Origin of the sequence: Calothrix sp. PCC 6303, from assembly GCF_000317435.1 — a bacterium.
In the GTDB taxonomy this organism is placed as follows: Bacteria; Cyanobacteriota; Cyanobacteriia; order Cyanobacteriales; family Nostocaceae; genus PCC-6303.
In genome coordinates this window covers 837273-860779 of record NC_019751.1, presented here as the reverse complement: position 1 = coordinate 860779, position 23507 = coordinate 837273, and the positions used below count along the sequence as shown (strand labels likewise).

Genomic DNA, 23507 nt, shown 5'->3' with positions numbered 1-23507 from the left:
TCCACTGTTTGCTTCCATCGGATGACCTCGCAAAGTGCCTTGTTAAATTACCGTTACAAAACATACTCATTACTTATTTTTTAATTGTACTTTAACTGTTGCTGGGACACCGGAGATAATTTTGGATTGTTCAGCTTGTGAAGGTTTTGTGTTAAAGGTGATTTGTACGGGTGTTTGTGATTGGTAAAGCTTGTTAGGGGGGAGGATTTTTTGAATTTTGCCGGAAAAAATTTGATTTGGTAGAGAGTTAATTTGAATTTGGACGTTTTGTCCAGCTTTGATTCTTTTTAACTGGTTTGATTCAAAGTTAGCGGTTATCCAAGGTTTTTGCTGTTCTAGGGCAATTAGGTGTTGCTTTTGTTTGATTTTATCTCCTACTTGTACCCGAACTATATCGACCTTGGCATCTATGGGGGCGACTATTTTTGTGTAGCTGAGTTGATATTTAGCAATTTTTAGTTGTTTTTCGGCTTGCGCGATCGCGCTTTTGCCTGCAAGCTGATGTAATCTACTAATCTCATATTCCTGCTGAAGGTTTGCTTGTTGGAGCCGTGCTTCTACTTGCTGGCTAATATCAGGTTTTTGTGTAGCGGTTTCCAACTTATTTGCTTCCAACTTAACTACATTTTGCTGTGCTGCAATTTGTGCTAATAATTTTTGACGTTGTATGAAATTCTTGTCATACTTCGATTTAGCTTGATTGACAACTGTGATGTTGACAAATCCGGCTTGGTGTAACTTGTTAATGCGCTGATAATTTAGTTCTGAGGGAATAAACTTAGTTTCAAATTGACGTAATTGAATTTGAGCAATTTTTAATCTTGTTAATGCTTGGGCAATACTCGCATCAAGTTGTGGTTGCGGTGTTTGATCTTTTTTCTTTTTTTGCAGACTTTGAGATGCCGCGTTAAACTTTAACTGTAAAACTCTTGCTTGCTCAGTAGATATAACTAAATTAGCCTCGGCTTGTCGTAACTTAGTTTGATACTCTTGGGGGTCTAAATTAGCTAGAATTGAACCTTTTTTGACAATTTTATTGTTTTTAACGTTGACTTTTAATACCTTACCATAAATTCTCGAATAAACAGAACTAGTATTATTAGTCACATATGCGCGACTAGTTTCCTCATAACTTTGGGCATATTGCCAGCGACGTAAGCCGATAATTGAGAGTGCGATCGCACTAGCACCAAACAAGGTTAGCAGAATCAGCCGAAGAACATTTAATTTTTCACTAACTGACGGGGATTGTTGAACTTCCAAAGTTTCAACAACTGGTATTGTTGGTTCTAAAAGGACGATTTTTCCTCCTTCTACTTTGGTATCTAACTGTTCTACCTTGGTTGGAGAATTTGAGTATTCCATTTTTTATCCCTGGTGAGCAACATATTGAATCCAGATAGATTGGAATTGAACGATGTACGATTACTACCAGAAAATGGGGACTCAAGTCTAGTACATCAAGGTATATATTTGGGAGTCGGGAAACATAATATACTTGGATGCCGACTATGGAGCGGTATTAAAACAAGTCGCAAGTAATTTTTGTGACGCGGATTTTTCCCCGAAACAAAACGGACAGCCGTCGTTAGGCAGGGGAATTAAAGCCTCAAAGTTCGTTATTAGCATGAAAACACTGAAGTTCAAGTTATATCAACACAAGCGGAATAGATTTCTCAAGCGGTCAATCAATGCTGCTGGGATAATCTACAACCACTGTATTGCTCTCCACAAAAGATATTATCGGATGTGGGGTAAACACTTGCCGAGCGCAAAACTTCAGTCTCATATTGCAAAACTTCGTAAGCGCAAAGAGTTTTGGCAGTTAGTAGGTTCTCAAGCAGTGCAAGATATTTGTCAACGCATTGAGAAAGCCTACCAGTTGTTTTTTAAACACAACAAAAAAGGAGTTAGACCGCCAGGATTTAAGAAGGTAAAAAAGTATAAGTCATTCACTCTAAAGCAAGCAGGATATAAGTTTTTAGGTAGCAATAGGGTAAAAATTGGTAGTCGAGTTTATCAGTTTTGGAAGTCTAGAGAGATTGAGGGAACAGTCAAAACCTTGACCATAAAGCGTACACCTTTGGGTGAGTTGTTTATGGTTGTGGTTGTTCTTACAAAGTTCGACGGGACGGAAACCGACCCCGCCGACTTTGCGCTTGATGAAGGCAGTAAACCAGAAGTTGAAGTTAAGACGAGTAAAATCGCTGGTTTTGATTTTGGTTTGCGTACATTCCTCACTTGTTCAAATGGAGCTGAAATTGAGTCTCCCCAATTCCTCAAGCAATCGCTGAAAATACTAAAGAGCGCAAGTCGTCACCACTCCAGAAAAGTAAAAGGTGTCTCCTTCGGAGACGCTACGCGAACGGCTAACCGAGAACGGGCAAGGAAAAATTTAGTACGCAAATACGAAGATATTTCTAACCGTAGGCGTGATTGGTTTTGGAAGTTAGCCCATGAATTAACTGACAAGTTTGATATTCTCTGCTTTGAAACCCTAAATCTCAAGGGAATGCAACGTCTTTGGGGTAGAAAAATCTCAGATTTGGCTTTCGGTGAGTTTCTACAAATATTAGAATGGGTTGCTAAGAAGAAAAACAAATTAGTTGTGTTCATTGACCAATGGTATCCCAGCAGTAAGACTTGTTCTCAGTGTGGACACGTTCTAGAAAAACTAGATTTATCAGTTCGAGAGTGGCGTTGTCCCTCTTGTCAATCGGTTAATGGAAGAGACGAAAACGCCGCTAAAAATATTCAAGCAGTCGGGGCATCGACTGTTAGCTTAGGTGATGTCAGACAGGCTAGTCCTGCAATTGCTGCTTGAAGCTAGAATCCCCGTGCGTAGCCTTCGGCGGCAAGCAACACGCCGGGGAGTATGTCAAGAAAGTCATCTATTGTGAGTTGATTAAGCCATTGATCACATTTTTTTGTATAGTCAAGCACTACGTAGGTAGGATTAGCTGTCCTACCTCAGGTAAAAATTCCCACTCCTGTTAGTTTTGCCTCAACTTTGGGAACACTATAAATAATTTCCTTTAAAGAACACACTTGTTTCCCTATTCAATCCCTCAACTTTGGTGATAACCTTGCACTCGGCACTCAGGACTATTTAATCAGGACTATTCAAGGAATGGATATTGAATGCCACTATACAAGTTATCTTCAGGCTTGATCCATTTAACACGTTACTTGCATGATGTTATTTTAGATTTTCCTTGGTTTAGTGTTTTTGCGAAATCTGGGCAAAGCTCGATTGTACAATCACTGAGTTACTTAATATTAAGCGGTATTCCTGCTCAAGCTCAGATTCCACCACAAGATGTTATTCCCCCTTCAACTCCTCCCACTATCCCCCAATTACCGCCAAAGTTACCACCTGCAAACGAACTGTTGAATCCAGGTAAGCTGGAACCAGAAACTTCTCAACCATTACAAAAACCGGTTTCTGGGGATTTTTTTGTAAAATCTTTCCAGGTTGAGGGTAGTACGATATTTTCTCAAGGGGAGTTGAGCGAGGTTCTCAAACCTTATACTAATCAGCGTCTTTCCTTAACGCAATTACTCCAAGCCCGTTCGCTCATTACACAACTATATCTCGACCGTGGTTACTTAACTTCCGGCGCTGTAATTATTCCCCAAACCCTCGATGATAGTGTAGTTAAAATCAAGATTGTGGAGGGAGAATTAGAAGCTATTAATATTTTGGGGTTAGGTCGTCTCCAGCCTGATTATGTCCGAAGTCGGATTGCTTTGGCAAGTAAAAAGCCTCTAAATATACCTCGTTTACTTAAAGCTTTACAGCTTTTACAATCAGATCCATTAATTGGAAATTTGTCAGCGCAATTAATAACTGGTTCTCGTTTTGGGTTAAACCTGTTGGAAATCGAGATTAAACAACCTGATACCTTTAGTAGCCAAATTAGCTTGGATAATAGCCGTTCCCCTAGCGTTGGTAGTGTTCGTCGTCGTTTCCAAGTTACAGAAGGGAGTTTATTGGGCTTAGGAGATAGTTTATCAGTTGGTTATAGTCAAACGAATGGAAGTGACGGCTTAGATTTTAGTTACAACTTACCAGTCAATGCCTACAATGGAGCCTTAAATTTTTCCTATGGAAGTGCATCCAGCAATATTATCGAAAAACCGTTTCAGCGTTTGGATATTGGCTCAAATTCTCGCTACTACGATTTGAGCTTTCAGCAACCACTGATTCAAACTCCTAGCAAAAACTTTACCTTGGGTTTGAGTTTATCACGGCGGGAAAGTGAAACATCGTTACTAAATAAACCTTATTCCCTTTCTGTAGGTGCAAATGCCAAAGGGGAAACGCGGGTTTCGGCAGTGCGGTTTTCTCAGGAATGGACATCCCGAAATAGCCGTCAAGTTATTGCTGCGCGATCGCAATTTAGTTTCGGTGTTGATGCTTTCGATGCTACCATCAATGACGATGCTCCCGATAGCCGTTTTGTTACCTGGCGTGGTCAAGGTCAATGGGTACGTCTACTGTCACAGAGTACGTCACTTTTATTACGTGGTGATTTTCAGTTATCTGACCGAAAACTTCTATCATCAGAGCAATTTGCTCTCGGTGGTTTAAGTAGTGTTAGGGGTTATCGCCAAGACTTTTTACTCGCAGACAACGGTTTATTACTGTCAGCAGAAGCCCGTGTTCCTGTGTGGGAAAAGTCAAAAACCACACTTCATTTAGTTCCCTTTTTTGATCTCGGTAGTGCTTGGAATAGTGGCGGGAAAAATCCCCTCACAAATAACATCCTGGCAGGAGTTGGACTAGGCTTGCAGCTAACAAGCGATCGCATAACTGCACGACTGGATTGGGGATTCCCTCTGGTATCGGTAGATTCCCGTGATCATACGTGGCAAGAAAGCGGATTGTATTTTTCAATCACAACAAGTCCGTTTTAACAAGGATGACGCTAGCGTTGTCAACGATTAAACTATGGATACTGTTCAGTATATTGTAGCAAAAAACAACACCCGTATTCATAAAAACATTGTTAAAACAGTTATCGGTTATCAGCGAACAGCTACCACAGTTTCAGTTGGGAATTTGACACTTCTCCATGAGACGCTTGAATACTCTACTGAAGAGCAAACAAGGTGGGGGACTTTGATGTAAATGATAAATACATCACTCTTTACTGATAACTGATAACTGTTCACTGTTAAAACTCCTTAAATCAAATCTCATATCAAAAATTAACTATGCATCTCCAACAACGTAGTTGCGAAACAACTACTGATTTAATGGCTGGTATTGGTTATCAGGACAACCACGACTTACAATCATCACAAACCGTCCCAGTTGGTGCGCTTTCTCAACGACAGGGGACAATTTCGAGTTTTTTGGCACCCCTGACGAAAGATACCTTTAAGCAGGTGGTGACGGAAGTCGAACAAAAGCTGATAATTGTCAATCAAACCCTATCAATGCTAGATTCCCAAGGGTTTGAAACTGTTCTCCAAGAAATGTTACAATCGATTACCCTGAAAACCGGGGAGTTGTTGGGAGCAGATAGAACAACAATATTTTTACTAGATGAAGAAAAGCAAGAGCTATGGTCTATTGTCGCAGCTGGTGAAGGCGATCGCACTTTAGAAATTCGCATCCCTGCTGATAAGGGAATCGCTGGGGAAGTGGCAGTTAACAAAAAAGTCGTCAATATTCCCTTTGACTTTTATGATGATCCCCGCTCGATTTTTGCCAAACAACAGGAAACACGCACTGGTTACCGCACCTACACTATGTTGGCATTACCCCTACTGAATGAAGAAGGGAAATTAGTAGCTGTGGTACAGTTGCTGAATAAATTGAAATCTCACCACGGTGATGAATCTATTCCGTTGGAAAATCGCATTGATATGTGTGGATTTAGCCACGCAGATGAACAATTATTCCAAGAATTTGCCTTATCAATTCGTCTGATTCTCGAATCCTCCCGTTCATTTTACGTTGCTACCCAAAAACAAAGGGCAGCTGCGGCATTAATGAAGGCAATTAAATCCTTGTCTCAAAGCAGTTTGGATTTGGAAGATACCCTCAAACGGGTGATGGATGAGGCAAAAGAACTAATGAATGCCGACCGTAGTACACTGTGGTTATTAAATAGCGATCGCACTGAACTGTGGACGAAGTTACCGCAAGCTGATGGTTCTAAAAAAGAAATGCGTGTCCCCATTGGGAGGGGTTTTGTGGGGCAAGTTGCCGCATCTGGAAAAACCTTAAATATTGCCTTTGATTTGTACAATCATCTTGATTCTGACACCGCCAAACAATTAGATCAACAAAATGGCTACCGTACCTGTAGTTTGCTTTGTATGCCAGTTTTCAACGCCGATCAAAAATTAATTGGTGTGACTCAGTTAGTTAATAAGAAGAAAACAGGCGATTTTCCCAATTATAACCCCGCCCGTTGGCCCAAAGCCCCCGAATGCTTCCAAGCTAGTTTTGATCGCAACGATGAAGACTTTATGGAAGCTTTCAACATCCAAGCTGGGGTTGCCCTCCAAAACGCACAATTGTTTGATACTGTCAAGCAACAGGAACAGATGCAGCGGGATATCTTGCGAAGTCTTTCCAATGGGGTGATTTCCACCGATAAAAACGGTAGTATCATAGCTGCAAACGAAAGCGCGAAACGTCTACTAGGTTTAGAAGTAGACGATCGCCTTGAAGGTAAATCCATCGCAGATGTCATTGCCATTAAAGAGGGTGACTTTACCAAATGGTATCAAGATGCCTTGGATGTTACGGATATTAAATATAGCCAACAATATTACCCCGATCGGATTCTGTTGAGTAGTTCCAAAGAACAACATAGTATCAACCTTTCCATCAACAGCATTGCTGATGCTGTTGATCACAAGCAGGTGCGGGGTGCATTGGTAGTTATGGAAGATATCAGTGACGAAAAGCGCCTCAAAAGCACCATGTACCGCTACATGACACAGGAACTAGCCGAAGAATTATTGAAATTAGACGATGCGAAGCTAGGAGGCGATCGCAAAGAGGTTTCGATCCTATTTTCTGATATTCGCGGTTACACCACCCTCACCGAAAACCTGGAAGCAGAGGAAGTGGTAAGCATGTTAAATGAATACTTTGAATCCATGGTTGAGGCAGTATTCAAACACAAAGGAACCCTAGATAAATACATCGGTGATGCCATTATGGCGGTATTTGGTTCACCTCTACCCCTCCAAGATCATGCTTGGATGGCAGTTCGTACATCTTTGGAAATGCGGCAGCGTCTAAAAGAATTCAACCATCAGCGTTACGCCGTCAATAAACCCCGAATTGATATCGGTATTGGCATCAACTCTGATACTGTAATTAGCGGTAACATTGGTTCCAGCAAACGGATGGAATTTACCGCCATTGGTGATGGTGTTAACTTAGGTTCCCGTCTAGAAAGTGTAAGTAAACATTATGCATGTGATATTATCCTCAGCGATAACACTTATAAGCCTTGCCAAGACAAAATTTGGGCAAGGGAATTAGATTACATCCGTGTTAAAGGTCGAAATGAGCCAGTAGCAATTTATGAATTAGTGGGTTTACGTAGTGATCCAGTGGATGGCAAAAAAATCACCATTATCGAACATTATCATCGCGGACGAGATTATTACGTCAACCGTCAATTTGAATCAGCAAAAGCCGAATTCCAAAAGATTTTGGAAATAGACCAAAATGATCGCGCATCAATGTTACATGTACGTCGTTGTCAGCATTGGTTGCAAAGTCCCCCATCTGATAATGATTGGGATGATGGTGTATGGACATTTAAAGATAAATAAGTAGTAGTGCAAAATTAATCATACATTCAGAAACGCTCAAATCCTTGGGATTGCTACCCTGCGGGAAGTCCCCGTCTACGTTCTACCCTACGGTTCGCAAGCTACGCAATGACAATATATATTGAATTTTGCGTAGCCACTTAGCTAGGGGTTGCTGTTCCCCTAGCGCAGCGTTAGCTGTAAAAGTTTTCTAGTGGGGAGAGGGAACGGGGAACAGTTTTACCTTTATTTTTCTGTTTTTTGTAGGTAGTAGTCTGTCAAGATAAAAATGACGGTTGTAGAGACGCGTAGCTTGCTACTTCCAGAAGCCACTCCGTGTCTACCCGCAGGGTAATTTCGCGTCTCTACGGAATTGTGGATTTGTACAGAACCGTCAAAATAAAATTGACAGACTAGTAGGTGGAATTAAAGAAGGCAGTAGGTGGAGGGTATCCCCATTTCAAAACCCCCCTTCTTTCTTCTTCCTTCTTCAACCGTGGGGAATGTCAATTTGGTAGTATTTTTCTGAGATTTGATCGTATTGCAGCCCAATTGCAGTATCTTCAAGATATTATCTCTCAATGCTTCTTATTCATCGTGCAAGGCTTTCTCAATCTCGACAAACCATTTGGTTGGACTTCTCACGACTGTGTTGCTAAAGTCCGAAAACTGCTTAGAATGAAAAAAGTTGGACATGCAGGAACTCTAGATCCCGCGGCAACTGGAGTATTACCGATTGCGTTGGGGAAAGCAACAAGATTGTTACAGTATCTTCCTGGTGATAAGGCTTATAAAGCAACTATTCGGTTTGGTGTACGCACAACAACTGATGATTTGGAAGGGGAAGTAATTAGTTCTCAAGCTGTGACAGGGTTGAATTTAGAGCAAATTGAGGCTGAGTTGGGTCAATTTGTTGGTAGGATTGAGCAGATACCACCTAGTTATAGTGCGATTCAAGTTGATGGTAAACGGCTTTATGATTTAGCACGTCAAGGTGTAGCAGTAGAAGCACCGATGCGAACAGTTGTGGTATCTCAAATTGATATCTTGGATTGGCGTGAAGGTGAATATCCAGAATTAGATCTGAGTATAGCCTGTGGTGCGGGTACTTACATTCGTGCGATCGCGCGTGACTTGGGAGAGGCTTTAAATATTGGTGGTACATTAGCAGGATTACAGCGGACTGTAAGTAGCGGTTTTAGTTTGGATGACAGTATCACTATTACAACTTTAGAAGCACAGGTAACAGATGGGAGTTTTGTAGCTACCCTCTCCGATGCACCTTTAGAATATCTTCCATCCCGAACTTTGGCTGCAAATGACGCAAAATGCTGGTGTCAGGGACAAAAAATTATTTGTGAAGAGCAATTGTTAGGTGAAAATTTGAGAATTTATAATGAAAATGGTATTTTTCTCGGTGTTAGTAAATATTTAGATGGTTTACTGACTCCAGCAATGGTTTTTGAACCCATTTCTTAGAGGGTGTTTATTAATAAAATATTAAGTAGGGTGATCAACGCAGCAACAATAAAACTAATTACACCTGATGAAAAAAGCTATCAACTCAAAAACATCAAACCTTTAGTAGATAAAGATATTCCAGGTTTTGATTTAGCCATAGCCGAATTTACCAGCAACCATAAATATGCAGTGGCTAAAATTGGGAATTCAGATGGTGCAGTTCGTACCACAACTGTATATGTATAAGGGTTTCCCGCCAAAATAGGAACTCTGAATGATTCCCCTTTGTTTATTCGTAGTGGTGAAGTTAACGCCAACGGAAGAGCGCAACGGGAAGGCTACAACCTATTTTATAGCAACTTTTATAGCAACGAGACACTGCGGGGGATGACCGGAGGAGTGGTACTCAATGATAATGGGGAATTGGTAGCAATTCACGGCAAAAGAGACGAACAGGGAGAAAATGAAAAAAGCCAAGCCAAGGTATTGACAGGGGGTTGCATCACAATTTACTGGGCATTGCGGCAGATGGGAAAAGTGGGATTGATGTGGGAGTGAAACCACCGGATGTGGTGGCGACAGCGTTGAAGCCAGATGATTTCTTGATTAAAGGAAATGAGAAATATTACAAGAAGGATTTTCGGGGTGCATTAGCTCTCGACGTTCGCTCATTTTTAACCCGAAAATTTAATTAACCCTTACATGGCTTACAATCTAGGCTCCACAGCCAATTCAAGCTTTTTTAGCTAAAACCTTGTTTTAACCATTTTTATGGTTTATACCCCTCTACGTCTTAAATAAATGCTTCTATGAACCTAATATAAAGGTAATAAATATTACCTTGTATTGCCTGCTTACTTAAAAATAGCCCTTTTACCTTTGAATTAAGGCTTTAATTCAATTTGGAGTTTAAAAATAAGCGAACGTACAGTTAGCTGATTACAGCGAAGCGATTAAACTTGATCCGAAATATGCCGCAGCCTACTACAACCGGGGTATTGTCCGTGATGATTTGGGAGATAAGCAGGGGGCAATTCATGATGTACAAAAGGCTGGGGAATTGTACAAGCAGCAGGGCGATAATGCTAATTATGAGCGGGCGATGAAATTGTTGGAGTCGATCAAAAATCAGCATTATCGCATTTGTCTTTTCTCTAGCGCGTAGTTTACCACCGTAGGTATCGCAATAAACTCTATAATTATGCTATCACTAACCGTGCATCTTTCCTCTTTGTGAAAACAGACAGCATCTTTTATCGCCTATTTCAAGAATTTCCCAGCATCTTCTTTGAACTAATTGGTAATTCTCCCGAAGTTGCAGCAGACTACCAATTTTCATCAGTTGAAATTAAGCAAACAGCTTTCCGTATTGACGGTGTATTCATCCCCGAAACTTCACAACAGCCAATTTATTTTGTAGAAATCCAGTTTCAAGAGGATTCTGGCATTTACTCGCGGTTATTTACAGAAATTAATTTATACCTACGCCAAAATCAACCCGAAAATAATTGGTTAGCTTTTGTTATTTATCCTAACCGCAACATAGATACTGCATCCAAAACTCATTACAGCGAATCCTTTGTATCTGGAAGAGTAACCATCATCTACCTTGATGATTTAGGGGAAAGTAGATCCCTACCCATTGGTGTTGCTACGATTAAATTAATCATCGAAAATGAAAACAGGGCAATCGAGCAAGCGAGGAACTTAATTACCAGAACCAACCAAGAAGTAGGTTCACTACCTCAACAGCAGCAATTATTGCAAATAATCGAAACGATTCTAGTTTATAAATTTCCCAGAATGGATATTGAGGAGATACAACAAATGTTTGGATTAAGCGAGTTAAAGCAAACGCGGGTTTATCAACAAGCTTTTGCCGAAGGTAGACAAGAAGGTGAGCAAAAGGGTGAGCAAAAAGGTAGACAGGAAGGAGAATTGAGAGGAAAGCTACTTGCGGTACCAGCGATGTTAGCTGCGGGGTTAACTGTAGAACAGATAGCGCAAGCTCTAGATTTAAGTGTGGATGATGTGATAAAAGCTGCACAACTTGGTAACTAAATCCGCGATGGCATTTGTCTTTTCTCTAGCGCGTAGTTTACCACCGTAGGTATCGCCATGAACTTTATAATTATGCTATCACTGACCGTGTATCTTTCCCCTTTGTCGGCGGAATAGTTAGTAGCATTTGTAGGTTGTGGTTAGACGCACGAGAGATATTTTGGGCAAACAAAGAAATCTAATTTGCGTCGTAACCCAACATATATATATTGTGAAAAGGAGAACATTTTGCATCAATTTAAAGATGATAAATTACCAACAAGATCATGTTGGGTTACGGCGGAATAGAGGCTTTCCTTTTGATTAAAAATCAATCATCCACCTAACCCAACCTACGATACTTTTAGCCAGTTTCAATAAGCCCTAATTATGCAAACCTACCTGTTGCAGCATCCATGCATATTCAAATGCTGTCTCTTTGAGAGTATCGTAGCGTCCGCTGGCACCTTGATGACCAGCATCGAGGTTAATTTTTAACAACAAAGGATTCTGATCAGTTTTCAGGGTGCGGAGTTTGGCAACATATTTGGTGGGTTCCCAATATCCCACTTGACTATCATTGATGCTGGTGGTGAGGAGGAGTGAAGGATAAGCTTTAGCTGCTAAGTTATCATAAGGACTATAGGAACGCATATAGTCATAAGCTGGTTTTTCGTTGGGATTTCCCCATTCTAGGTATTCTTCGGTGGTTAAGGGTAGGCTATCATCCCACATTGTGTTCATTAAATCCACAAAAGGAACTGCTAAGTGGGCAGCTTTAAATAAATCGGGACGCATATTTACAACTGCACCAATTAGTAAACCCCCCGCACTACCACCACCAATTAGTAAACGATCTGAAGATGTCCAACCTTGTTTAGTTAAGTATTCAGCACTATCGATAAAGTCATTGAAGGTGTTTTTCTTCTTCATCAATTTACCATCTTCGTACCACTGATTACCTAATTCATTACCTCCGCGAACATGCGCGATCGCATAAACCACTCCCCGGTCTAGTAAGCTGATAATATTACTATCAAAACTGGCGTTTTCCTCCAGTCCATAAGCTCCATAACCATATAACAATAAAGGTGCCTTGCCATTGCGCTGAAGCCCTTTCCGGTAAACTATGGATAAAGGTACTCGAACCCCATCACGCGCTGCCACCCATACCCGTTCACTTACATATTTACTCGCGTCATAATTAGGAACTATCTTCTTTTTAATTACTTTTTGCTTACCTGTAGCGAAATCTTGCTCATAAATTGTCTTTGGTGCAGTTAAAGATGTGTAAGTATAACGAAAGGATGTAGCTGTAAATTCTGGATCTATATCTGGATTATTTGATTCTCCTAATTCTGCTGTATAGGTACTTTCTGGAAAGCTGACTTCTCGCCAGTTTTTGGTTTTAAAGTTATAAATACGAAAGCGATTTAATCCTAGTATTTTCTCTGAAGCTACTAAAAACTCCTGATACAAATCGACTCCTTCAATTAAAGCATCTTGGCGATGTGGTAAAAACTCCTGCCAATTTGTTTCTTCGGGGTTATTTACAGGAACAGTGACGATACGGTTATTTACTGCTTTATTACCATTAATACCTTTATTCGTGATGACATACCACAAATTATCACGATATTCAACACTGTATTCGTGTCCTTTGGTACGGGGATAAAGCACCTGAAAGTTTTTATCTAAATTCTTGGTATCAAGATAACTAATTTCACTTGTATCTTTGCTTCTGCTGGAAAATAAAATATATCTATTATTTTTAGTAGTATAGACACTAGCAAAAAACTCTACATCTTTCTCTTCTAATATCTTTTGAGTTTTACCTCCAATCTCTAAACGCCAAAGGGTATTGGCACGGTTAGTAACTGGATCTTGGGTGGTATAAAACACTGTCTTATTATTTGCCCAAATCACTGAAGAGACATTCTCCACAGCAAGAGGAAGCAATTTTCCTGTTCGTAAATCTTTGATTTTCAGGGTATAACGAATATCTCCTTTATTGTCAGTTGTAAAAGCGAGTAAATTGTTATCATTGCTCACATTGAAAACATTGACATCAAGATATTTTTGATTCTTAGCTAATTCATTTTCATTGAGAATTATTTCCTCGGCAATGCGGGGACTGAATTTACCATATTTGTCAGCTTTCTTGCGGCAATGAATTGCATAATCTTTATTCTTTTCATAACGAATATAATAGTAATAATTACCTTGTTTGGTAACTACACCAGTATATTCTTGTTGAATCCGTCCTGACATTTCTTTATATAACTGCTGTTGCAAAGACTTTAAATTAGCTGTCATCTTGGCAGTATATGCATTTTCAGCTTTGAGATAATTAATTACTTCTGGATTATCCTTTTGCCGCAACCAAAAGTAATTATCTTCAACTTTTTCACCATGACGTACTTCTTGATGTGGCTTTTTTGCTGCCACTGGTGGTTGGATGTGGGAATTTTTCTGATTATTTTGTGAAGATAAAAATATATTTGGGGATAGACTGAGGTTAATTTGAGCTAGAGATGGGTTCGCAGGTACAAGTATTAAGAGGCTAATTGTTAGGGAAATTTTATTTTTTAGATTTCCTTTCATATTTTCTGATGCGAGAAGATGTTTTCAAAGTATATGGTAGATCAAGATACCATTTTTTACTTGGCATTATCACGCATCACATATTGTTTTTTGTATAGAGAGGTTACAATATAATATCTTTGTTTTTTATTTATTATTTATTGTTATTTAGTTGCGTACAGGACTCATATTTGATTTATGAAACATAAGTAGGGTGTGTTATCACGAAGTGTGACTCAGCGTATTCCGGATTTTGGTGCGTTAGGCTAAAGCCATAACACACCCTACATATACTTAAATTTTTTAAATAATCAGTATAGTTTCTAGTCCCTACTCCCTTACCCCAACAGATGGATTCCAAAACCAAACCGGATTCCTATCAACATCCCCAGTTTAAATTTTAATTCCAGTTATAACTGGAGATAATTGGTAAAATTAAACTTGTAAAATAGAACTTGGTAGAAACAGACTGTGACAGTAAAACCGGACTGGTTACGGGTAAAGGCACCCCAATGGGAACGTGTTGGTAATGTTAAAGATATTTTGCGGGATTTAGCCCTCAATACGGTTTGCGAGGAAGCTTCATGTCCAAATATTGGTGAGTGTTTTAATGCTGGTACGGCTACTTTCCTCATTATGGGACCTGCTTGTACCCGTGCTTGCCCTTATTGTGATATTGATTTTGAGAAAAAGCCCAAACCTTTAGATGCAACAGAACCCACAAGGTTAGCCGAAGCAGTACGCCGGATGAAATTAAACCATGTGGTGATCACTTCAGTCAACCGAGATGACTTGGTTGACGGCGGTGCTTCGCAATTTGTGCGCTGTATTGAGGAAATTCGCAATGCTTCTCCCCACACCACAATTGAGATTTTGATTCCCGATTTATGCGGTAATTGGGAAGCGTTGCAGGTAATTTTAAGTTGTCAACCGGATGTTTTAAACCATAATACGGAAACAGTTCCTAGGTTATATAAACGTACCCGTCCCCAAGGTAACTACGAAAGAACCATAGAATTATTAAAGCGCAGCCGAGAAATTGCCCCTTGGGTTTATACTAAGTCTGGGATTATGGTGGGACTTGGGGAAACTGATGCAGAAATTCGCCAAGTTATGCAGGATTTACGGTCTGCTGATTGTGATATTTTGACAATTGGGCAATATCTCCAACCTAGTCAAAAGCATTTGCAGGTAAATGATTTTATTCGCCCTGAACAGTTCGCAGCTTGGCAAGCTTTTGGGGAAGAAATCGGTTTTTTACAAGTTGTTTCCTCACCATTGACAAGAAGCTCATATCATGCGGAAGAAGTTAGGGAATTGATGCGGCGATATCCACGGGAAAAATTTGAGAAATAGATAACGCAGCCTCCCCTTAGCAAATACCCTATAAATGTCTTTCAAAGTTGTCTTTAATAAGGGGAGGCAAAAAATGGTATGTTTTAAGCAACTGCGATCGCACTTCCCAAACTTTCGTTACCCAGTCTATCTACCGCACAAACTGCGTAGGTTCCTGGTTGCACTGTCGCAAAGTTGGTACCTCGACTCAAAATCCTTTGGATTGTCCAAGTGTCACCACTTTGACGGTACAATGACCAAGAACGAATATCTGCGGTTGTCGCTGGGTTCCAATTCAGTTTGCGGTTTGTAACTTGGAGTCCTGTGGGTGGATTTGGTGGATTAGAATTGCGCCAAGCCATTGTTGGTGCTAATGCAGGTCTATTGTAGATGACATTTTGCATTTTATCAGCAATACCTTGGCGGTTATCGGTGATGGAACTAATGCTAAAAAAGATATTTCCTAAAGATAAACTGTTTCCCAAGTTGCGACTAATCACTACTTGTTTTTCAATTTCTTCATCCTTCCAAGTTTTACCATCCAACTGTCCAATATTATTACCAGCATAAATATGGCGTTGTTTCGGATTTACCTCTGTCCACCATTTCAATAAAACAGGGTAACTTTGCTTAGTTTGCTCGATTCGCCAGTATAGCTGTGGTGCGATATAATCCACCCAAGCTTGTTCTAACCATTTTTTGGAATCAGCATACAGCACATCATAGGCATCCAAACCAGTGATTCCCGCAGGTTGTCCAGGTCTGTAAATGCCGAATGGACTAATGCCAAATTTTACACCTGGTTTTGCTGTTTTAATTCCTTGGGAGAGACGTTGTACCATCTGATTCACGTTTTCTCGTCGCCAATCACCCAAACTCAGTTTACCGCCATTAGCTTTGTAGGTACTGTAGGTTTTATCATCGGGAAAAGATTTTCCATTAATGGGGTAGGGATAAAAGTAGTCATCGAGGTGAATCCCATCAATATCGTAGCGCTGCACCACATCCATGATCACATTGTAGGCGCGGTCTTGGACAATTTTTGAGCCAGGATCCATCCACAACTGATTTCCCCACTCGTAAACAACATCTGGGTTAGTTACAGCGATGTGGGGACGGGCAAGATTTCCTTGTTTGGTGCTGGTTTTGGCACGGTAGGGATTAAACCAAGCATGGACTTCGATGTTACGTTTACGACATTCGGCAATGGCAAATTCTAAAGGATCATAAAATGGTTCTGGTGCTTTGCCTTGGGTTCCGGTAATCCACTGACTCCAAGGTTCTAACTGAGATCTGTATAAAGCATCACCTTCTGGACGAACCTGGAGAATTAAAGCGTTGAAATTGAGTTGTTGAAGTTTGTTAATAATTCCCAAAAGTTCAGCTTGTTGCTGTTGAGTTGTTAACCCTGTTTGAGATGGGAAATCACTATTCCAAACGCAGGCAACCCATGCACCTCGAAATTCTCGACGGTGACTGACTCTAACTGTATTAGTTGGAGTTGTAATTGGAGTTGGTGAAGGGGTGGGAGTTACTGGATTAACAGTAATCAGATAATTTGATGGAATTTTCGGAACTTCGCCCAAATATGCTAAAGCTTGATAAATAAATACTGTTGTATCAGCACGAAGTGAAGCGAGAGTAGGGTTGAGAAGTTTAGAGTTGGGATAACTAGAAACGAATCCAGCGCTAGTTGCTAATGCGACTTGATTAGTTGCATAGGTGGGGATTGTCGCTGCATCTTGGTAGATTTGGGGAAGTTTAGCGACTAAATCAGGTTTAATTTTTAAGTTAAGCTCTAAGCCTGTAACTAAAGATAATAAAACATCTAAGCGGGAAATACGGCTATCTGGGCGAAAAAGCCTATCAGGAAAACCACTCAAAAAGCCTGTTTCGTAAGCCTTTTGAATCGCAGTTGCAGCCCAATGCTTACTAGGTACGTCAGCAAAGGGGATATAAGTGCGTTTATTTTGGACTTTGTTAAAAGCCTTCATAATCATCGCTGCATATTCACCACGGGTGAGGGAGTTATCTGGGCGAAAAGTACCATTGGGAAGTCCTGTGACAACACCACGCTTTGCTAAAGCTTCGATAAAAACGCGTGCCCAATTGTTTTGAATATCAGAGAAGGTTGTAGGGGTTGATACCATTGTTTCATCAAACTCACTCGCTTGACTGATTGTAGAATGCTTTGTAATTTTTGGCACAGATAAACAGGAAAAGGAGCAAGAGAGTGGGAAAAAAGTATGATATTTTAACTAACTGTAACTCTAGTTGCATCCGGTAGGAATCTTTGTAAGCTATAACAGCAGAGATTATTCTATGGTTTGTATTGGTGCGAAAGCGTAAATCAATTTATATTTTAGTTTTACTATTTATTCTGACTTTGGTTGGAGTAGTGGGGTTTTATTTGTCAGCGCGATCGCCTATTTTAGGTTGTTATGAATGGGGCTTTTCGCAAAACTCTCCCAAATATTACATAAATCCCGAAAAAGTCGTAGTTAAACCTTGGCATGGACAGCATCATGTCTTCGCAATCTTTATGATTCCTGGGGGTTATCTCAACGAGAAATTATTTACATTAAATCTGAGTGGAGATCAAAGGTTTTGCGGTATTTTGGCTTATGCAGGGACGACAGATGCTGAAGGTATCTCTGCCAAACCAGGACATTACTTGATGAAAGGGTTGTTAAATACTCGCACTGCTTTATGGATTATTTCCCAGGGTAAAGGTGGAGAATTGGAACAGGCAAGTAATTGGAGGATAGGTTACTCAAAAGGAAAATAGTAAGCTGCTACGCAGCTAAATTAGATAAATTCAAAAACTATAACCTTTGTGGTGCGTCAGCGTTCGATGGTTCCTGAGCCTGTCGGAACGAAGTGTACCGGAGGTAAGAACTGACTTGTACTAAGCCTAGCCGGAGCAAAGTGTACCAGAGGTAAAGTAGCGCTCACGCCGAAGTCTTGCCCGCTGTAGATATACAAATTAGGTGCTTATACCAATTCAAATAATGATTGCAACACATCAAACAGTAGAGACGTAGCACTGCTACGTCTCTACAAATATCTATCTGTCGCATTGTTTTTTCAAATTGGTATTAACAGCTTATCTACAAAAAAGCCTGTTTTTAAGTAGTCAAACAGGCTTTGAAGATATTAGGGATGTACGAAAAACTAGCACGATTAGCAAACAGTAAAAAAGTGGGATAATCCCTCAGAAAACTCGTCTACCTACCTACTTACCAACATCCAAAAATCAACATCATTACGAATCTCATCAAAATCAGCTTCAGTTTTCGCCAATTGGAGGTACTGATTTGGACTCAGCTTAATTGCCTTCCGCAAACTTTCCACAGCCTTCTTCACATTCCCCAACACAGCATAACAGCAAGCCTTGTTATACCAGCTAGAATCATCTTGGGGTTTAATTTTCAACGCTTGGTTGAAGGATGCGATCGCGCTTTCAAATTCACCCATCTCATACAACGCCCATCCCCGACTATACCATGCCATCTCATCCTCAGAGTTGATTTTCAAGGCTAAGTTGTAGGATGCGATCGCGTCTTCATAACGTCCCAGATGTTCCAATACATTCCCGCGATTATACCAGGCAAAGTTATCTAAATAATCAATTCTTAAAGCTTGATCAAAACACTTTAATGCTTCTTCATACATTTCCAACTGATCACAAAATACCGCACCCAAACTATTCCAAGCATCTTCATAATCAGGGTTAACTTTTAATGATTGTTGATAAGCTGCAACCGCTTCCTGATAAAGTCCCAAATCATCGAGTAAATTTCCACGATTAAACCAAGCTAAGTATTCCTCGACTTCAACTTGTAAAACTTCACCATCAGATGTCATCACATCAGAATGTTCCCAGCCATCATTCAGCATATTTACCACCCCAAAAATCAATCAGCTTTGTAGCTTAGTTACTAATGCTAATCTTCAAGCTTCTATTGAACTTTCCGGATTTTTTAAATTTTTGAATTAATAGAAAATTGAATTATTAATATTATCTCTCCACCCTTCAACAACTGTCTGTAATTCTTTTAACAAAAAAGCATCATGGTGTGGATAAATTGGTAGCCTTTGTATCAATTTCCAGCCAGAATCGTGTAATATTTCTTGCAATTCATTTGTATGTATATGCTGGTACTCAGGATTTACCTCATCTTTAGGTCCAATCCCACCCAAATCTCTCGCACCTGCATCCAAACAAGCTAATAATAATTTTGCATCATTTACTAAATTTGGAGGAATCTGAATCGTAATATCTTCAGGTAAAATTTCTCTAGCTTTTGCAATTACCCCCGGTAATTTACTAATTTCAAATGAAGATATATTTAAACTTTGTTTACCTCCAAAACTGTGAGGTTGAAGAATCACTTCTTGGATATGTTGATAACGTTGATGAATGTGGCTAATCGCTACCAAAGTATCCCACCAATCCTCTTCCTTCTCCCCAATGCCCAACAACAAACCCGTAGTAAAAGGGATTTTTAATTGTCCTGCCCATTCTAACTGTTGTAATCTGACACCAGGAACCTTACTCGGTGCATACTTATGGACATTATCCATGAGTTTGGGAGTAATTTGTTCCAACATTAATCCCATAGAAACATTCACAGATTTGAGATTTTCCATCTCTGAAAAACTCAAAATCCCAACATTAGTGTGTGGCAAAAACCCCATAGATAGGGCTAAAGCACAAAGATCATATATCCTTTGAAACCATACACAACGACGTGATGAGTTAGGATGTACTTCACCACTGAGAATCAGAATTTCGCAAATATCCTGATTTTTTAACTTTTGTAAAACATCAGTCGCCACTTCCAGCGAAATCCATTCACTCTGACCTGGATCACTTCTAAAATTACAATAAGTACAGCGATTAAAGCACTCATAAGTCGGGACAATAGTGTAAGCAGAACTATAGGTAACAATTCGGGAATTCATGAGAGATAAAAACTAAATATATAACATAAAGAGAGACGCGACATGTCTCGTCTCTACAAAGTTTTAGATATTCCCTCTTCTCTTCCTCTTCTCTGCGCTTACCTCTGCGAAACTCTGCGTTAAAAACTCTTAAATTTCATTCTCAAGACCCCAAACATAGAATATCCTGCTGCTTCGCATAAATATTCTTCAAATGCTTCTTCACAGTATTAATAGTAATATAAAGACGCTGTGCAATCTCACGATAAGAAAGATTAGCCCGTCTGAGCAACCAAACTTGAGCTTCCCGTTCAGTCAAACCGTATTTTTTCGCATCAGCGATCGCGCTATTGTGATTCGAGAGATAACAATCCTCCAAAGTCACCAAAATCCGATCACTTAAACCATTTTCCATCCTCAACCAGCGCGCCCGAATCCGTAATTTTACAGTTTGACCCCTCTCAATTTCATACTCCATAAAAATCTTCTCATTTGGAAAAACCTCCCTACTATCAAGCAAAGATTCACAAATATGTAAAATCTCCTCCGGCACTGAGTCATATTTATTGCTACTAGCTTGTAATTCCCCACAAATCCGCCGAGCATACTCATTAATATGTACCAACTTATACTCAGTTGTCAGAATTAAAATCCCATCAACAAAACTTTCAATTACCGCTTCCAACAGCGAAACCGAATCAAAATTAGTACTTTCGGTAGATGTAATATCATCTTGTTTTAGTGGCGAAATCATAATTAATAACCCTAAAAATTAGACACAAGTAAGCAAAGCAGTTGAGAACACATCATCAAGTCAACTGCATTTTCCAATCAGCAACTCTGCATATACAATGACCAGCTAGTAGTAGAATGAACCAAGGGTATATCTACAGAACTACGCACAATAAACCTGAACTAAGGTGAAGTTTTTCACATCAGCAAAATTGGGGTAGCCACCAAAACGCAGTAGAGACGAGATATATCACGTCTCCCTGAAAAATTCAGTTCCGAAAACCCATGAACCTGACAAACATCGACGAATGGTTTCCCCTCGAACAACAACGCAAATATGTGTCACAAATGCAAGGGCAAGTTGGTTTGACACGTCGTCGGGCTGAATATTTTGTCAAGTTGTGGGGATATCTATTAATCAAGCAGCAGCAAGAACTAGGAAAACCCCTCAAAACTCCCTTAACCCAATTGGAGATACCAGAAGGATTTATTTCCTGTACTCATCGTGAAGCCCAAGAACTATTTTATGGCGCACAGGATCGTGGAAGCGATCGCGCTGCGGGAATGATGCTTGATAAACTATCAGCTTTGGGACTAATTGAAAAAAACTTTGATGGCAATACAACTTGCATCCGTATTCGCTTTACCCTACCGCATCCAATCAACTCCGCAGCAAACACAGAATCTTTCCAGCTAATTCCAGATGCATTTAACCCCAGAACCGACACCATCCCCGTCGCTACCTTCCTCGTTCGTTACTACAACTGGATTAATAAGAAAAATACCGTCGTTCCCCATCGTATCGCCAAAATTTTACGCGCCTGGAGTAATGAATACCCCACAGGAATGAGGGTGTTACGTCGCAGCGATACCCAAAACCCAGTTGGTTTCTATGCTTTGTACCCAGTTGCTAGCGAATCTGAGGAAAACTTCTTCCTTCCCCCCCGCAAAAGCCTATTTCTCAACTCCGATATGGAAATCGATCCGATGCAAATGGCAAAACTTGGTGACATCAATTGTAACGCCGTTCACTTACGAGCTTGGCAAATAGACTTTCCCTACAAGCAACCAATTAATTTGCTGCAAATGCTCAAAGATGCCAAAAACACTTTAGTAATGATGCAAAGTGACTTTCCCAATCTTTGCGACATCTATACCTTACCGCTGCACCCAATAGATCAACAATTAGCCTCATTAGTAGGTTTCCAGAAAACTGCCTCAGATCCACAGATGCAACTTTACTGGATGTATATGCCCTTCGATAAATATATCTCTCTGGATATTGAGCAATCGCTCTCATACTTAATAAATGGTTAGCGCAAAAACTTAAAATCTCATAAAAGGTTATCCAGCAAGGATTTAAGACTAAGAAAGCAGACATATTGTCTTGCTATTTGTTACATAGTTAAAAATTATCATAATAAATGTTTACATTTCGTAAAATAAGCCCTACTATGTAAACAACAGGCAGAAACACCTACCTGATACATAAACAATTCAAACCGCAATTATAAAACCATGACCACAACCTTACAAAGACGCGAAAGCGCCAACGTATGGGAACAATTCTGTAACTGGATTGCCAGCACAGAAAACCGTCTATACATCGGCTGGTTCGGCGTATTGATGATCCCAACCCTACTTGCAGCAACAACCTGCTTCATCGTAGCCTTCATCGCAGCACCCCCAGTAGACATCGACGGAATCCGTGAACCAGTAGCAGGTTCCTTGATGTACGGAAACAACATCATTTCCGGTGCAGTTGTTCCTTCATCCAACGCAATTGGACTTCACTTCTACCCAATTTGGGAAGCAGCATCCCTAGATGAGTGGTTGTACAACGGCGGTCCTTACCAACTAGTAGTATTCCACTTCCTCATCGGCGTATTCTGCTACATGGGACGTGAATGGGAATTATCCTACCGCTTAGGAATGCGTCCTTGGATCTGCGTAGCATACTCAGCACCAGTAGCAGCAGCAACCGCAGTATTCTTAATCTACCCAATCGGACAAGGTTCATTCTCAGATGGTATGCCCTTAGGCATCTCAGGAACATTCAACTTCATGTTGGTATTCCAAGCAGAACATAACATCTTGATGCACCCCTTCCACCAACTAGGAGTAGCAGGCGTATTCGGTGGTTCATTGTTCAGTGCAATGCACGGTTCACTAGTAACCTCCTCCTTGGTACGTGAAACAACCGAAACAGAAAGCCAAAACTACGGCTACAAATTCGGTCAAGAAGAAGAAACCTACAACATCGTTGCAGCACACGGCTACTTCGGTCGTCTAATCTTCCAATACGCATCCTTCAACAACAGCCGCAGCTTACACTTCTTGTTAGCAGCATGGCCAGTAGTAGGAATCTGGTTCACCAGCTTGGGAATCAGCACCATGGCATTCAACCTGAACGGATTCAACTTCAACCAATCAGTAATTGACACCCAAGGTCGCGTCATCAACACATGGGCAGACGTAATCAACCGGGCTAACCTAGGTATGGAAGTAATGCACGAGCGTAACGCTCACAACTTCCCCTTAGACTTGGCTGCTGGTGATGCTTCACCTGTTGCATTATCTGCACCTGCTATCAACGGTTAATATCCGAGTGATAATAG

At 40.4% G+C, this 23507-nt stretch carries 20 protein-coding genes; 14 read left to right on the top strand and 6 right to left on the bottom strand.

Annotated features, from left to right (window positions below; translation table 11 throughout):
* Positions 1 to 69: 69 nt before the first annotated feature.
* Positions 70 to 1365, bottom strand: a complete 1296-nt coding sequence (locus CAL6303_RS03530) for an HlyD family secretion protein (protein ID WP_015196451.1) — start codon at positions 1363 to 1365, stop codon at positions 70 to 72.
* A gap of 262 nt (positions 1366 to 1627) precedes the next feature.
* Here CAL6303_RS03530 and CAL6303_RS03525 point away from each other — a divergent pair, with 262 nt between their 5' ends.
* From CAL6303_RS03525 to CAL6303_RS03490, 10 genes are all read left to right on the top strand, one after another.
* Positions 1628 to 2824, top strand: coding sequence for an RNA-guided endonuclease InsQ/TnpB family protein (locus CAL6303_RS03525; RefSeq protein WP_041740245.1), 1197 nt, complete (start codon positions 1628 to 1630; stop codon positions 2822 to 2824).
* Between the two features lie 317 nt (positions 2825 to 3141).
* Entirely contained in the window at positions 3142 to 4920 is a 1779-nt protein-coding gene (locus tag CAL6303_RS03520) for a ShlB/FhaC/HecB family hemolysin secretion/activation protein (protein WP_015196449.1), read from the top strand.
* A gap of 34 nt (positions 4921 to 4954) precedes the next feature.
* Positions 4955 to 5134 carry a hypothetical protein gene (locus tag CAL6303_RS30215; RefSeq protein WP_015196448.1) on the top strand — a complete coding sequence of 60 codons (180 nt, stop codon included), beginning with the start codon at positions 4955 to 4957 and terminating at the stop codon, positions 5132 to 5134.
* Between the two features lie 86 nt (positions 5135 to 5220).
* A complete protein-coding gene (locus CAL6303_RS03510; protein ID WP_015196447.1) occupies positions 5221 to 7812 on the top strand; it encodes an adenylate/guanylate cyclase domain-containing protein in 2592 nt (863 codons plus the stop codon).
* A 576-nt stretch (positions 7813 to 8388) separates the two neighbouring features.
* Positions 8389 to 9270 (top strand): tRNA pseudouridine(55) synthase TruB, encoded by an 882-nt coding sequence (gene truB / locus CAL6303_RS03505; protein ID WP_041740243.1) that lies wholly within the window; start codon positions 8389 to 8391, stop codon positions 9268 to 9270.
* Between the two features lie 3 nt (positions 9271 to 9273).
* Complete coding sequence (locus CAL6303_RS03500; RefSeq protein WP_041739042.1) at positions 9274 to 9498, top strand: hypothetical protein; 225 nt, start codon at positions 9274 to 9276, stop codon at positions 9496 to 9498.
* A gap of 39 nt (positions 9499 to 9537) precedes the next feature.
* Complete coding sequence (locus CAL6303_RS03495; RefSeq protein ID WP_041739039.1) at positions 9538 to 9810, top strand: hypothetical protein; 273 nt, start codon at positions 9538 to 9540, stop codon at positions 9808 to 9810.
* Positions 9801 to 9947, top strand: a complete 147-nt coding sequence (locus tag CAL6303_RS30210; protein WP_158333132.1) for a hypothetical protein — start codon at positions 9801 to 9803, stop codon at positions 9945 to 9947. Before CAL6303_RS03495 ends, CAL6303_RS30210 begins: the two co-directional genes overlap by 10 nt.
* Before the next feature lie 257 nt (positions 9948 to 10204).
* Positions 10205 to 10417, top strand: a complete 213-nt coding sequence (locus tag CAL6303_RS28970) for a hypothetical protein (RefSeq protein ID WP_083866291.1) — start codon at positions 10205 to 10207, stop codon at positions 10415 to 10417.
* Positions 10418 to 10485: 68 nt separating this feature from the next.
* Positions 10486 to 11313 (top strand): Rpn family recombination-promoting nuclease/putative transposase, encoded by an 828-nt coding sequence (locus tag CAL6303_RS03490; RefSeq protein WP_015196445.1) that lies wholly within the window; start codon positions 10486 to 10488, stop codon positions 11311 to 11313.
* A 363-nt stretch (positions 11314 to 11676) separates the two neighbouring features.
* Here the strand turns inward: CAL6303_RS03490 and CAL6303_RS03485 are convergent, their stop codons facing one another.
* A complete protein-coding gene (locus tag CAL6303_RS03485) occupies positions 11677 to 13896 on the bottom strand; it encodes a S9 family peptidase (RefSeq protein ID WP_015196444.1) in 2220 nt (739 codons plus the stop codon).
* Between the two features lie 450 nt (positions 13897 to 14346).
* Between CAL6303_RS03485 and lipA the strand changes: the two genes are divergently transcribed.
* Positions 14347 to 15231, top strand: a complete 885-nt coding sequence (lipA, locus tag CAL6303_RS03480; RefSeq protein ID WP_015196443.1) for a lipoyl synthase — start codon at positions 14347 to 14349, stop codon at positions 15229 to 15231.
* An 83-nt stretch (positions 15232 to 15314) separates the two neighbouring features.
* Here lipA and CAL6303_RS03475 read toward each other — a convergent pair whose 3' ends face one another.
* Complete coding sequence (locus CAL6303_RS03475; RefSeq protein WP_041740241.1) at positions 15315 to 17360, bottom strand: glycoside hydrolase family 10 protein; 2046 nt, start codon at positions 17358 to 17360, stop codon at positions 15315 to 15317.
* Positions 17361 to 17545: 185 nt separating this feature from the next.
* Here CAL6303_RS03475 and CAL6303_RS03470 point away from each other — a divergent pair, with 185 nt between their 5' ends.
* Positions 17546 to 17998 (top strand): hypothetical protein, encoded by a 453-nt coding sequence (locus tag CAL6303_RS03470; RefSeq protein ID WP_015196441.1) that lies wholly within the window; start codon positions 17546 to 17548, stop codon positions 17996 to 17998.
* A gap of 443 nt (positions 17999 to 18441) precedes the next feature.
* On the opposite strand, the gene CAL6303_RS03465 is transcribed toward CAL6303_RS03470, so the two are convergent.
* From CAL6303_RS03465 to CAL6303_RS03455, 3 genes are all read right to left on the bottom strand, one after another.
* On the bottom strand, positions 18442 to 19110 hold the full coding sequence (locus CAL6303_RS03465) for a tetratricopeptide repeat protein (RefSeq protein ID WP_015196440.1): 669 nt from the start codon (positions 19108 to 19110) through the stop codon (positions 18442 to 18444).
* Positions 19111 to 19206: 96 nt separating this feature from the next.
* Positions 19207 to 20178, bottom strand: a complete 972-nt coding sequence (gene cofG, locus CAL6303_RS03460) for a 7,8-didemethyl-8-hydroxy-5-deazariboflavin synthase subunit CofG (protein WP_015196439.1) — start codon at positions 20176 to 20178, stop codon at positions 19207 to 19209.
* A 142-nt stretch (positions 20179 to 20320) separates the two neighbouring features.
* A complete protein-coding gene (locus tag CAL6303_RS03455; RefSeq protein WP_015196438.1) occupies positions 20321 to 20911 on the bottom strand; it encodes a LuxR C-terminal-related transcriptional regulator in 591 nt (196 codons plus the stop codon).
* Positions 20912 to 21174: 263 nt separating this feature from the next.
* Between CAL6303_RS03455 and CAL6303_RS03450 the strand changes: the two genes are divergently transcribed.
* Together CAL6303_RS03450 and psbA are read left to right on the top strand one after the other, a co-directional pair.
* On the top strand, positions 21175 to 22206 hold the full coding sequence (locus CAL6303_RS03450; protein ID WP_015196437.1) for a hypothetical protein: 1032 nt from the start codon (positions 21175 to 21177) through the stop codon (positions 22204 to 22206).
* 201 nt (positions 22207 to 22407) lie between these two features.
* The gene (gene psbA / locus CAL6303_RS03445) at positions 22408 to 23490 is read left to right on the top strand and encodes a photosystem II q(b) protein (protein ID WP_015196354.1); all 1083 of its coding nucleotides are present in this window, start codon (positions 22408 to 22410) and stop codon (positions 23488 to 23490) included.
* Positions 23491 to 23507 lie beyond the last annotated feature (17 nt).